Annotated in this window: 11 protein-coding genes and 2 pseudogenes; 11 read left to right on the top strand and 2 right to left on the bottom strand. The window is 69.5% G+C overall.

The annotated features are described in order from the left end of the window. Positions 1–39: 39 nt before the first annotated feature. Positions 40–807, bottom strand: a complete 768-nt coding sequence (locus tag HO151_RS04575) for a GntR family transcriptional regulator (RefSeq protein ID WP_173894828.1) — start codon at positions 805–807, stop codon at positions 40–42. A 456-nt stretch (positions 808–1,263) separates the two neighbouring features. On the opposite strand from HO151_RS04575, the gene HO151_RS04570 reads away from it, so the two are divergent. The 9 genes and pseudogenes from HO151_RS04570 to HO151_RS04530 all read left to right on the top strand — a co-directional run bounded on the left by HO151_RS04570 (position 1,264) and on the right by HO151_RS04530 (position 8,427). Beyond that, the gene (locus HO151_RS04570; protein WP_254594718.1) at positions 1,264–3,330 is read left to right on the top strand and encodes a glycoside hydrolase family 36 protein; all 2,067 of its coding nucleotides are present in this window, start codon (positions 1,264–1,266) and stop codon (positions 3,328–3,330) included. Between the two features lie 127 nt (positions 3,331–3,457). Then, positions 3,458–3,673, top strand: a pseudogene (locus tag HO151_RS04565) (DUF6879 family protein); the annotation flags it as partial. Between the two features lie 148 nt (positions 3,674–3,821). After that, a complete protein-coding gene (locus HO151_RS04560) occupies positions 3,822–4,529 on the top strand; it encodes a DUF5753 domain-containing protein (protein ID WP_368039421.1) in 708 nt (235 codons plus the stop codon). A 96-nt stretch (positions 4,530–4,625) separates the two neighbouring features. Continuing rightward, positions 4,626–4,808, top strand: a complete 183-nt coding sequence (locus HO151_RS04555) for a hypothetical protein (RefSeq protein WP_173894826.1) — start codon at positions 4,626–4,628, stop codon at positions 4,806–4,808. Between the two features lie 44 nt (positions 4,809–4,852). Further along, the gene (locus HO151_RS04550; protein ID WP_173894825.1) at positions 4,853–5,248 is read left to right on the top strand and encodes a restriction endonuclease; all 396 of its coding nucleotides are present in this window, start codon (positions 4,853–4,855) and stop codon (positions 5,246–5,248) included. A gap of 651 nt (positions 5,249–5,899) precedes the next feature. After that, a pseudogene (locus HO151_RS04545) lies at positions 5,900–6,814 on the top strand (IS110 family transposase); the annotation flags it as partial. A gap of 192 nt (positions 6,815–7,006) precedes the next feature. Continuing rightward, on the top strand, positions 7,007–7,186 hold the full coding sequence (locus HO151_RS07695; protein ID WP_217422858.1) for a hypothetical protein: 180 nt from the start codon (positions 7,007–7,009) through the stop codon (positions 7,184–7,186). An 86-nt stretch (positions 7,187–7,272) separates the two neighbouring features. Then, positions 7,273–7,713, top strand: coding sequence for a hypothetical protein (locus tag HO151_RS04535; RefSeq protein WP_173894823.1), 441 nt, complete (start codon positions 7,273–7,275; stop codon positions 7,711–7,713). 285 nt (positions 7,714–7,998) lie between these two features. Continuing rightward, a complete protein-coding gene (locus tag HO151_RS04530) occupies positions 7,999–8,427 on the top strand; it encodes a hypothetical protein (protein WP_254594717.1) in 429 nt (142 codons plus the stop codon). A gap of 15 nt (positions 8,428–8,442) precedes the next feature. Here HO151_RS04530 and HO151_RS04525 read toward each other — a convergent pair whose 3' ends face one another. Then, entirely contained in the window at positions 8,443–9,327 is an 885-nt protein-coding gene (locus HO151_RS04525; RefSeq protein ID WP_173894822.1) for a LysR family transcriptional regulator, read from the bottom strand. A 244-nt stretch (positions 9,328–9,571) separates the two neighbouring features. On the opposite strand from HO151_RS04525, the gene HO151_RS04520 reads away from it, so the two are divergent. Continuing rightward, positions 9,572–10,675 carry a M20/M25/M40 family metallo-hydrolase gene (locus tag HO151_RS04520; protein WP_173894821.1) on the top strand — a complete coding sequence of 368 codons (1,104 nt, stop codon included), beginning with the start codon at positions 9,572–9,574 and terminating at the stop codon, positions 10,673–10,675. Between the two features lie 42 nt (positions 10,676–10,717). After that, positions 10,718–11,521 (top strand): DUF6585 family protein, encoded by an 804-nt coding sequence (locus HO151_RS04515; protein WP_368039420.1) that lies wholly within the window; start codon positions 10,718–10,720, stop codon positions 11,519–11,521. The last annotated feature ends 418 nt before the right edge of the window (positions 11,522–11,939 follow it).

Here is an 11,939-nt window from a genome sequence, read left to right as displayed (position 1 = left end):
AGCGATCCAACCACCTCGAAGATCATTTCGTTAGGAGTTCTAAGCCTGGTTGGTGATGGAGGCCCGGAACCGGTAGCGGTCCCCCCGGTAGACCTGGACGGTCAGTTCGATCGGACGTGATTCCTGGTTCGACGTCAGCTGGGTCGCGACCAGCATCGGCATGGTCTCCGCGATCTCGAACAGCTCGATCTCCCGTGGCGTCGGGTGGCGGGCCTCGACCGAATAGTCGGCGTCGCGGGGCAGCTGCGGCGGATCGGCGGCGCGCAGGGTGGCGTAGAGCGAGGCCGTGGTGAAGTCGGTTCCGGTCAGGGCCGGGCAGACCGCCAGGGGGAGCCGGTTGTGTTCGAGCACGACCAGCAGACCGTCCAGGAAGCGCAGCCGGTGGAGGTCGAAGAGGTCCGCGCCCGGAGCGATCCGCAGCTGCTCGGCCTCATGCACCGTGGCCGGGCGAACGGTGGCGGAGAGCACCTTGCCGGCCGTCGTCAGGCCGTTGGCCTGAGCGTAATCGGCGAACCCCTGGACCTGTGGGGTCGCCGAGGCGGGCGTCATGGTCGCCTCGGGAAGCGGGCCGAGTTCGGCGACGAACCACCCGCGCGACGACGACGGCCGCACGATGCCCCGCGACTGCAACTGCGCGAGGGCTGCTCGCAGCGTCACACGTGACACGGCGTACCGCTCGACCAGGGCCCGCTCGGAGGGCAGCCGGTCGCCGGGGCGGGCCGCAGCGGCGCGCAGGTCGTCGAGCAACTGCGTGGCTGTGCGCTCGTACAACGGCAGGGCGTCGTCCCCGAACAGGCCTCTGGGCATCGGCGTTCTCGTATCGTTCATACCAGAAAGATACCAATCCGATCGACGATGCGAACCCTCGCGCACACGACCCACCCGTTGACATGCCACTCGAATACCATTTACGTTCTCGACGCAGACCACACGGTGATGAGGAAGTCGCCCCCGAGTGCCCTTCTCTTTCGCCACGCCCGGGCACTTCCCGGTGATCGAGGCAGCGTTGCGGCAGCTCACCGAGGGTGGCCGCGCACGGCCGTCGGAGGCGACCTCGCACCGGGGCACCCATGGGGACGACACGCCTTCCCCGAATCCACCCGACCTCCTGTGAAACCGGTAGCAGACCAGGCGCCGACCAGCCCTACGGACGGTCGCTTCGTCGCGAGCACGCTGCTCGACTCCGACGCTCCACAACGACGGACCAGAGGCGGCTGCCCCAGGCGGGCACGCACGACCGAAAGAGAGTTCGACATGACGGACATGAACCGGCGAAGCGTACTGAAGGTGGCGCTGGGGGGCGCCGGCCTGGCCGCCCTCCCCACCGTGACCGCGGGCGCCTCGCCCGCGGCCGCCGCACCGAACCCGGATCCTGACCTCGTCGGGGTCGGTGACACCTCCATCACCCTGGAGTTCGACGACCGACTGCGCAGCCGAGTGGCGCTGAAGGGCGTCGGCCTCACCCGCTTCGACGCCGGCGAAGCCCTGCTGGTGGGCGACAAGACCATCGAGGCGTTCGCCTACCGCGGACACCGGACCCGCGCCACCCGGCACACCCGCCACGGTGCGGGCGTCCGGGTGACGATCGAGGGCACGTCCGAGGAAGGCGTACACAAGACGCTGGAGCTGACCTCCTTCGAGCGCCTGTCCGGCATGATCGTGATGAAGGTGACCTACACCAACAGGTCCTCCACCGCGCTGAAGGTCACCGGGTGGCGCAACGGAGCTCACGAACTCCTGCAGACCCCCGGCGGCTTCTACACCTTCTCCGGCACCACGTACACGGACCGCCGCGACTGGGTGATGCCGATGAAGGACGGCTACGTCCAGGAGAACTCGCTGGGGATGGACTCCTCCGACTACGGCGGCGGCACCCCGCTGGCGACCGTCTGGCGCCGGGGCGCGGGCCTTTCCGTCGGACACGTCGAGCCGGTGGCGACGATCCTGCGCATGCCGGTCCGCAAAACGGCCGCCGGAGCGAGCATCGCCATCCAGGACGACACCGCCCGCACTCTGAAGCCGGGCCGTCGGCTCAGCACCAGCACCACGTTCCTGACCGCCCTCCCGGGCGACCACTTTGTGCCGCTCCAGCGGTACCGCGACTACATGAGCGACATCGGCCGGCGCGCCCCCGAGGTCCCCGCCTCAGCCTTCGAACCCATCTGGTGTGCCTGGGGCTACGAGCGCGACTTCGCCACCGGGCAGATCACCGCAGCGCTGCCGAAGGTGCACGAGGTCGGCCTGCGCTGGGCCGTGCTCGACGACGGCTGGCAGACCAACGAAGGCGACTGGGACATCGACACGGCGAAGTTCCCGCGCGGCGAAGCGGACATGAGGGCCTTCACCAAGGAGATACGGGACGCGGGCCTGCGACCTCGCCTGTGGTGGGCCCCGCTCGCGGCGGACCCCGGCAGCAACCTGATCCGGGACCGCTCCGACATGCTGTTGCTGGACCGCGACGGCAACAAGCAGGACGTCACCTGGTGGGACGCCTACACACTCTGCCCGGCCTACCAGCCGACCGTGGACTACTTCGTCGAGCAGGCGAAGAGGTTCATCGGCGACTGGGGCTACGAAGGGCTCAAGATCGACGGCCAGCACCTCAACAGCGTCGCGCCCTGCTACAACCCCAAGCACCGGCACGCCCGCCCCGAGGAATCCACCGAGGGCGTGGCCCGGTTCTGGAGGGCGATCCACGAAGCCGCGCACGCGGCGAACCCCGACGCCCTCGTCGAACTCTGCCCCTGCGGCACCGCTTTCGCCTTCCACAACCTGCCCCACGTCGACCAGTACCCCAGCTCTGACCCTGAGTCCTCCTACCAGGTCCGGAGCAAGGGCAAGTCGATGAAGGCGCTGATGGGCGCGGGCAGCAGCTACGCCGGCGACCACGTCGAACTGAGCGACGACGGCGACGACTTCGCGTCCTCCTACGGGATCGGAGCCGTCCTGTCGACCAAGTTCACCCTCCCGGGGACCGGAGCCCCGGACGAGGCGACCGACCTCACCCCGGAGAAGGAGGTCCTCTGGCGCAAGTGGGTGTCGCTGTACGACAAGAACATGCTGCCCACCGGCGAGTACCGCGGTGAGCTGTACGACATCGGGTTCGACAAGCCCGAGGCGCATGTCGTGGCCAAGAAGCGGACCCTCCACTATGCCTTCTACGCCGACCGGTGGGACGGGACGGTCGAGCTGCGCGGCCTGGGCCGCACGCGGTACCGCCTGACCGACCCGTTCACCGGCACGTCACTCGGAACCGCCACCGCTCGGCACAACACCGTGAAGCTGTCCTTCGCGCGGTTCCAGCTCGTCGTGGCCGAGCCCATCGACTGATCAGCCCGTCTGCGGGGCCCTCGCGGTCACGGTCGAGGACCGGCGCGAGATCTCGGGCCTGTGGGCCGGCGAGGGCGCCGAGCACCGGCTGCACGTCCTCGACCTGGATCGGGAACCGCGGCGTGAACGACGGTGCTCGTACATCGCGCTGCCCGGCAACGACTTCTGGCTCCTGGACGAACGGCTCGTGCAATTCCACCACCTCACCGGCACCGGCGACTGGGCGACCGACGGCAAGGAACGCACCACCGCCCCGGCCGCCGTCGCGCTGTGCGCTACTGCGTTCGAAGCGGTGTGGGAACGCGGCGTCCCGCACGAGAAGTACACCCTCCAGGCCCTTTGAGCAGACCTGTGCCCGCCCCCCGTCGTCCAGCGCGCAAGCGGCCCGTAAGGCGCTCACCGTGCGCCTCACGCACCTGCGCAAGGACGCCGGCCTCACCGGGAGGGAACTCTCCGCCCGGTGAGGCCGGCACCCTGCGAAGACCACCCGCATCCAAAAGGGCGACGCCCCGCCCTCCGACACCGACATCCGCACCTGGTGCGCGGCGTGCGGCGCCGACGACCAGACCGAGGACCTCATCGCCACCGCCCGCGCCGTCGACTCCATGTACCTGGAGTGGCGCCGCCTGCACCGCACCGGCATGAGCAAGGTCCAGCAGGACTGGAACACCCTGCACGAGCGCACCCGCGTCTGCCGGGTCCACGTCTCCAACGTGCCGCCGGGCTTCTTCCGGACGCCGGCGTTCGCGACCGCCCTGATGGAGCAGATCACCGCTTTCCAGGGCACCCCCAACGACGTCGCCGAAGCCGTCGCCGCCCGCATCGTCCGCTCCCGGTTCCTCTGCGAGGGCGGCCACCGCTACGTCGTCCTCCTGGAGGAGTCCGTCCTGCGCTACCGCACCGCCGGCCCCGGGGCGATGCGCGGGCAACTGCGCCACCTCCTGGCCGTGATGCCGCTCGCCTCGGTCGCGCTGGGGATCATCCCGTTCACCGCGCAGCGCACCGTGTGGCCGCTGGAAGCGTTCTACCTCCACGACGACACCATGGTCGTGGTGGGGACGCTGACGGCGGAGATCAAGGTGACGCAGCCGCGCGAACTCGCCGACTACGCCAAGGGGTTCGCCGACCTCGCTCAGACGGCCGCCTACGGCGACGCCGCCCGCGCTCTCATCGGGACCGCGATCGACGCCCCGGAGTGAACCTCCGCAATTACCCGCGACTTCGTTGAAAGCGCGGACCACAGGTGCGTAGCGTCAACGGCACCGACCGACCACCAGCCGGAGAGGCGGGGCACCGTGCGCGCACGCACCGACAGCACCGCTCCGGACCCGGAGGGTCGCGGCTTCCGGCCGCCCGCCTACGGCGTCCCCTCCCCGGCCCTGCTGGCCCGCGCGGACCGCGGCTTCGCCCGGTTCCTCGGTCAGCAAGGCGAGGACCAGCACGACGGAGCCGACGGCGTCCCGGGCCCCCCGCGGTGACCGCCGGCCACCCGCACACGACGCTCTTGGCAGCGAGGCCCGCCATGCACACCAGCACCCACACGGTCCTGCACGACCCCGGCGGCCTGATCGAAGCCGGGCTCCCGCTGGACCGCGCACCGTACGAGAGCCTCGTCACGGCCGTCCTCGCCTGGAGCGGCGAGGACGCGCTCACCACCTGCGACCTGGAGCAGATCGCCCTCCAGCTCATCGGCCATGCCCGCGCCGTCGCCGCCGACGTCCGCCGCCGCGCCACCCGGCTGCTCACGGACAGCGGGCCCAAGGCGCTCACCGACGTCGTCCTCACCGAGGCGGAAGGACGGCTGTCCGCGGCGATCGAGGGCACCGTGCCCTGCGTTCAAAACCGCGCCCGCCTGGTCCGCGCGCTCTACGAACGGCTGGACCGTCTCGAGGCCGCGGCTCTCACCCGGGGCGCCTGAATGGCCGCGCATCCGGGAGTACACACGGACTCCGGGTGCGCGGCGCAACCACGGTCAGCCTCAAGTCCGGGGGCCGGCGCGGCGGTGCGAGGGGTACAAGTACCTCTATGGCGCGGAAACGGATCCGCTGGCTGGACGCCGTCGACCGGGCCCGTCAGATCGTGGAGGACTACGAGGGCGGCGTCACGCTGCGCCAGGTGATGTACCGCCTGGTCTCCGAAGGGACGCTGCCGCACACGGCGCCGATTCCGCTGCGTGGGCTGCGGCCACTTCTCCACCGATGTCTCCTACCTCCCCGACCTGCGCACCTACCTCGACGACCTCCTGCGGCAGCGGGAGAAGCTGAGGTCGGCCCAGGCGGACGACTGGGCGCGAGCCGAGGCCATGCCCTCGGACGCGGAGATCACCCGCATCCGCCGCCTGATCCAGCGCGTCACCGAGGACGTCGAGACGCTCACCGAAGCCGAACGCGCCGAGATCCAGCGGGCTGCCCAGGTCGTCCGCCAGATACGGCAGAACTTCCTCGCGTCCGGTCGAGCAGGGCGCACGTGGGGGCTGGTGACGGGGTGGCTGCCCTGTCCGGACACGCGGGATCCCCGTGACTGCGCAGCCGGTCCGCACAGTTCACGTATTCGTCGCTCCGGTCGTACACGGATCGCCGATCTCTACCCGGGCGACGCGAAGGACGCCGCGGTGATCGCGGACGTAGCCCGCACCATGCCGCACACCCTGCGCTCGCTGGAGCTGACCGACGAGATCATCGCCGAGCTGACTGTTCTGGTGGGCTTCGACCAGGACCTTGCTGCCGAGGCCACCCGCACCTCCAACCGGATACGCGGCCTGCTCACCCAGTTCCACCCCAGCCTGGAACGCGTCCTCGGGCCGCGTCTGGACCACCCCGCGGTGACCTGGCTGCTGGAACGCTACGGATCCCCGGCCAGCATGCGAAAGGCCGGACGTCGCGGGCCCGTTGAGGTGATCCGGCCCAAGGCTCCGCGCATGGCTGCCCGGCTGATCGACGAGGTCTTCGACGCGCTCGACGAGCAGACCGTCGTCGTTCCCGGGACCGGCACCCTCGACCTCGTGATCCCGTCCCTGGCCCGCTCGCTCGCGACCGTCCACGAACAGCGCAGGGCACTGGAAGCGCAGATCGGGCAGCTGCTGGAGGCTCACCCTCTTTCGCCGGTCCTGACCTCGATTCCGGGGGTCGCGGTCAGGACCGCCGCCACCTTGCTGGTCACCGTCGGCGACGGCACCAGCTTCCCCACGGCCGCCCACATGGCCTCCTATGCCGGCCTCGCCCCGACGGCGAAGTCGTCGGGCACCTCGATCCACGGCGAGCACGCGCCCAGAGGCGGCAACCGGCAGCTCAAACGCGCGATGTTCCTGTCCGCGTTCGCCGCCCTGCACGATCCCGCCTCCCGCACCTACTACGACCGATGCCGGGCCCGCGGAAAGACCCACACCCAGGCACTTCTCCGCCTGGCCCGCCACCGCATCAGCGTGCTGTTCGCGATGCTCCGCGACGGCACCTTCTACGAACCCCGAACCCCACGCCTCGCTTGACGAAAGACATAGAGGCACCCCCATGCGGCGCAGCCCGCCCCGGAGGGTACGGCCGCGCCCGAGGCGCCGGTGAAGACCTGGGAGAGGGCGTCTGCGGGCTGTCACCAGGCCCTCGCCGCACATCAGTCCGCCACATCCCCCAGTCGTTTCGATTCGGGCATCGCGAAGGCCGTCGACCGGCAGACCCGCGCGATGCGTGAGCTCAGCCAGGGGGCATTCCCCCAGCCGCCGGACAACGAGCCGACCGCGATCCAGACCGCCCGTGTCCAGCGCCGCCAGGCCGCGGCGACCGAGACAGCCGCTCTGCGCCGGGCGCGGCAGGAGCGCGCGGCCAGGGAGCCGGGGGCGGCTGGACTGCGGACCACGACCTGAGAACCTGAAGTGAAAGGTGCCTAAACGTATTGCTCAGGTTCCACCACAGCACGTAACCAGGAAGGCGGGCAGCCGTTGAGCAGGAAGTGAAGGGTTCCCTGCTGACGCGTGCCGCTGTCTGTCTCTGCGTGCTGGCCACCGTCCAGGTGTCGGCGGTCTCCGTGGCCGCGGCCGGAGGCGTGGGTGACCTGCTTTCCCCCGCCCTGGGCAACGGCTGCGGCAACCACGGCCGCGCGGGCGCCGGCGCGGCCTCCCACACCCATGGCGGTACTGCAGGCGGCAGCGGTCTCGCCATCCCCTTCACCGGATCACTCAACCACTGCGGCGGCGCCGACCTCCCCAACCCACAGACAGCCCAGGGCCTTTTCGACGGGGTCGTACGGCCCTACGGCTACTACTCCAGCGAGGGACACAGCACGAAGTCCACCCAGAACCAGGACGCGCTTTTCACCCCGGTGCAGGGCGGCGTCACCTGCATCGGCCTGCTCAGCGCGGTGTCGCCACTGAACCCCTGTCCTGTCGTGTAGAGAACAGACCGCGCACAAGCTGGTCAAGAGCCACCGGAGCTGGCTCGACAGCGTGCTAAACGCCCTCTGGGACAACGGGTGGATCAGCTCCACCTGTCACCGGTGGTTGTCCCGCCGCAGCGTTACGGATACACGTCTGGTACACCGTGCGTCACATTGCGCACCGAAGGGGGAGTCGTGCAGGCAGGGACCGTGCTGGACGGCCGCTACCGGCTGATCAAGCCGGTCGGTGCGGGCGGGTTCGGGCAGGTCTGGTAGGCACACGACCCGAAGGGCGACCGGCTGGTGGCGGTCAAGGTCCTCACCGGTGACGGCAGCATGGACCACGACCGGCAGGTGGCCCGCTTCGCCCGTGAGGCCGCGGTCGCCGGAGGCCTGTCCCGTCCCCGCATCGTCACCGTGCACGATTTCGGCTCCGCGATGCACCCCGGACGGCCGTACGCGTACCTGGTGATGCAGCTACTCCCGGGTACGTCCCTCAGCGCCTTCCTGGAGGCCGGCCCGCTGCCCCTGTACATGGCGTCGTGTGTCGCTGACGCCCTGGACGCCGCGCACGAGGCGGGCCTCACTAACTGGGCCCTCAAGCCGTCCAACATCATGGTCCAGGACAGCGGCGAGGCCACGGTCGTGGGTGTGTGGTCTGATGGGTTTCTAGGCTCAACGTCGCAGTTCAGTGTGCTGGCCGTCTACACGTTGTTCTCCGGCAGGCCCTAAGAGTCCGGAAACAGTTCAGCGGGCTCCGTCGTGCAGTAGGTCTCGCAGCGTCAGTGCCGCTGGTAGCGGGTCGGCGGGCAGAGCCACGTGGACGGTCCGGCGCAGATGCGGGTCGGTGAGGCGGCGCAGAACGAGTTCGTCGGGCACCGCCCGGGCGGCGAGCGAGGGGACCAGGGCCACTCCCAGCCCGGCGGCCGCGTACCCGAACTTCGCGGTCCATTCCGCGATCCGGATGATCTTCCTGGGAGTGAAACCCGCCCGTGCGCAGGCGTCGGCGAGCATCGTGGGACGGTCGCCGTACGCGCTGTGGAGCCATGCTTCGTCATGCAGCTCACTCAGGTCGACGGCGTCGGCTCCGGCGAGGCGGTGTCCGCGGGGAAGTGCTACGAACAGTTCGTCCTCGCACAGCACCGCCGTTGTGACACCGTCGGCCGATGGCAGACCGGACGGATAGTCGCTGACGACAGCCAGATCCAGTGTCCCGGCCGTCAGGCGTTCCATCAACGTGTCAGTCCAGCCCTCGACCGCGACGACCTCGACATCCGGCCTGGCGTCTCCGAGTGTCCGCAGGGCGGTGGGCACCAGTGAGATGTTGGCGGTGGCGAACGCGCCCATGTGCAGCAGCCCGCCGTACCCGGCGTGCAACACCCGCAGTTCCCGTTCCGCCCGCGACAACCGGTCGAGTACCTCCACGGCGTGCCGGTGCAGCGCGCGGCCGGCGGGATTGAGCCGTACGCCTCGGGGGAGCCGCTCCAACAGCGGCCCGCCCGCCTGCTGTTCCAGTGCGGCGATGCGCCGGGACACCGCGGACTGCGTGTAGTTGAGCTGGGCCGCGGCTCTCGTGAACGAACCGGTCTCAGCCACTGCCACGAGCAGCCGCAGCGCGTCGGTCTCGAACACCTCACTCCCTTCCGAAGCCTCTCCCTGACTCCGTCACCTTTCCACCCCCCATTCTGGCAGCGCATGGGTGCCATGCGATCCAGTCGCTGGTGGAATGTCTGTCGTCCTTTTAACGTCGTTGAGACGGCAGGGTCCGCGCAGACAACGGCCGCGTCACATCTGCGATCCGGACCCACGACCCACGATCCGCGACCTATGAGCCATGACCCAGCAACTCCGAGGGGGGAAAGTGTTGTTGCCGAAGATGCTGGCCGATCTGGAGGAACTCGTTCTCTGCGAGTCCTTCTCGGCCGACCATGCGGCGGTGGCACGCAGCGCCGAGGTGGTGCGCGCCGTCGGGACCAGGCTGCTGGGCGCCGCGCCGGAGACGATCGTGATCGACGGTGTGTCCCATGTGCGGTGGGCCTTCGGCACCCCGCGGGTCCTGCTGCTGGGACACCACGACACGGTGTGGCCCATCGGCTCGCTCCGAAGCCACCCCTGGTCGTCGGCCGACGGGATCGCTCGCGGCCCCGGAGTCCTGGACATGAAGGCGGGCCTGGTGCAGATGTTCCACGCGCTGGCCTCTTTGCCCTCCCTGGACGGGGTGTGCGTGCTGGTCACCGGGGACGAGGAGGTCGGTTCCACGGCCTCCCGGCAACTGATCGAGGAGGCCGCGCGCAGGTGCCGGGCGGCCTTCGTGCTGGAGGCGTCCGCGGATCGGGAGGGTGCGCTCAAGACGGCCCGCAAGGGCACTTCGCGGTACGAGGTGGTGGTGCGCGGCCGGGCCGCGCACGCAGGTCAGGAACCGCACAAGGGGGTCAACGCCGCGGTCGAGGCCGCGTACCAGGTGCTGGCTGTCGCCCGCCTCGGAGCCTCGGCAGACACCGCGGGACTGACCCACCCCGTTCTGGGCTCCGCCACCGTCACGCCCACCCTGCTGTCGGCCGGCAGCGCGCGCAACACGGTGCCCGCGCTGGCACGGTTGTCGGTGGACGTGCGCGCGCCCACCGCGGCGGCGCAGGATCTGATCGACGAGCTCATGCGGGGACTCACCGCCCGGACGCCCGAGGCCCGGCTCACGGTGCGGGGCGGCAGGCAACGGCCGCCCATGGAGCCGGTCTCCTCCGCGGAGCTGTTCGCGCTCGCCGCCCGGCTCGCCGCGGAACTGGGACAGGAGCCGCTGTGCGGAGTGGCCGTCGGGGGCGCCTCGGACGGCAACTACACGGCGGCGGTCGGCTGTCCGACGCTGGACGGCCTCGGTGCCGTAGGCGCCGGCGCGCATGCGGACACCGAGTACGTCGACATCGCACGGATGATTCCTCGCGCTCGACTGCTCGCCCGACTCATCGACCACACCGTCAGCTGAGCGCCTCGACCAGGTCGCTCCTACACGAAACCGAGGCCCTGCATGAGCACGCCGGTTTCCCTCCCCCTTGAAGTCGCCGAACTGGCTTCCCGTAACCGTCTGGGCCGACTTGAACGCACCTTCCTTCCGAAGAGGGAGGTGAAGGTGCAGGAGGGACACCGCCGACTGTTCGTCGCCGGGTCCCTGGCCGGCGTAGCCTGCCTGGCGAGCGGAGGCATCCTGCTGTGGGTCTTCGTGTCCTGGGCATTCGCGCTGTACCCCCTGTTGATCACGGCACTGGCCGTCGGTGCCCTGTTCCGGAGCCCCAACGCCCGCAAGAAGCTGGGTGGTCGACGTCTGTACCTCTTCGAGGAAGGCATGGTCGTGGACATGGGTGCCAGGCGGCTGTTCGCCGTCCGCTGGGATCAGGCGGTGCACTACCAGGAGACACTCAACCAAGTGGCCGCGTACAAGGACGTGAAGACGACGCTCCAGAGCGCCCATACCTCGACCCTGGTGGCGCCAGGTGGGACGAAGATTCAGATCACCCACGCATTTGCCGACCACGGGACCTGGGCGCCCCTGATCGCCCAAGCCATCGCTCGCGCTCAGACCCAGCGGGTCTGGGAGTCGGTTCAACAGGGACGACGGGCGGCCTACGGTCCCTTCGAGCTGGACACCACCGGCATCGCCACCAGACGCAAGGGGAGGCTTCCTTGGTCGGCTGTCGCGGCGATCGATGTCCGTGAGGGCTCCCTGTTGGTCCGGCAGCACGGACAGCCAAGAGCCTGGGCACACGCTCCGGTCGGATCCATACCCAACTTCCTCGTGTTCCTGACCGTCGCCTCGAACCTTCACGACAGGTGACATACACGCCGACGGTGCCGATCGACCGAGGCGTGCATGTCGCAGGTGTGTCGAGGTGTCTCCAGGACGTGGCGGTGACGGCGGACCGGCCGTGCTAAAGGCTGTCCCGCAACTCGCAGCAGAGGCTGGCGGGCCATCACGGGCGGATCCTTTTGTCTGATTTAATCCAGACTCTTGACCTCAACGGGATCCCGGCGAAGTCACTCGAACCGGACACCGGCAAACAGGTTTTGGAGTTACGGGACAGCCTTTAGGGCGTGTTTCGAAAGTGCTGGTCACAGCCACTCGTTGATGGCTGCGACCAGCACGGTTGCCTCGTAGCGGACGGCGAGCTTGTCGTATCTCGTGGCGACCGCGCGGTGGCGCTTGAGGCGGTTGGTACCGCATTCCACCGCGTGGCGCTCTTTGTAGTCGGCCG

This window comes from Streptomyces sp. 8P21H-1 (assembly GCF_013302945.1).
The sequence above is the reverse complement of the archived record's forward strand: the minus strand, read 5'-3'. Positions and strand labels throughout refer to the sequence as shown.

Excerpts from the sequence above, each read along its gene's own strand:
- HO151_RS04575 (WP_173894828.1), bottom strand. The coding sequence starts at position 807 with ATGCCCAGAGGCCTGTTCGGGGACGACGCCCTGCCGTTGTACGAGCGC.
- HO151_RS04570 (WP_254594718.1), top strand. The coding sequence starts at position 1,264 with ATGAACCGGCGAAGCGTACTGAAGGTGGCGCTGGGGGGCGCCGGCCTG.
- HO151_RS04550 (WP_173894825.1), top strand. The coding sequence starts at position 4,853 with ATGCACACCAGCACCCACACGGTCCTGCACGACCCCGGCGGCCTGATC.
- HO151_RS07695 (WP_217422858.1), top strand. The coding sequence starts at position 7,007 with ATGCGTGAGCTCAGCCAGGGGGCATTCCCCCAGCCGCCGGACAACGAG.
- HO151_RS04520 (WP_173894821.1), top strand. The coding sequence starts at position 9,572 with ATGCTGGCCGATCTGGAGGAACTCGTTCTCTGCGAGTCCTTCTCGGCC.
- HO151_RS04515 (WP_368039420.1), top strand. The coding sequence starts at position 10,718 with ATGAGCACGCCGGTTTCCCTCCCCCTTGAAGTCGCCGAACTGGCTTCC.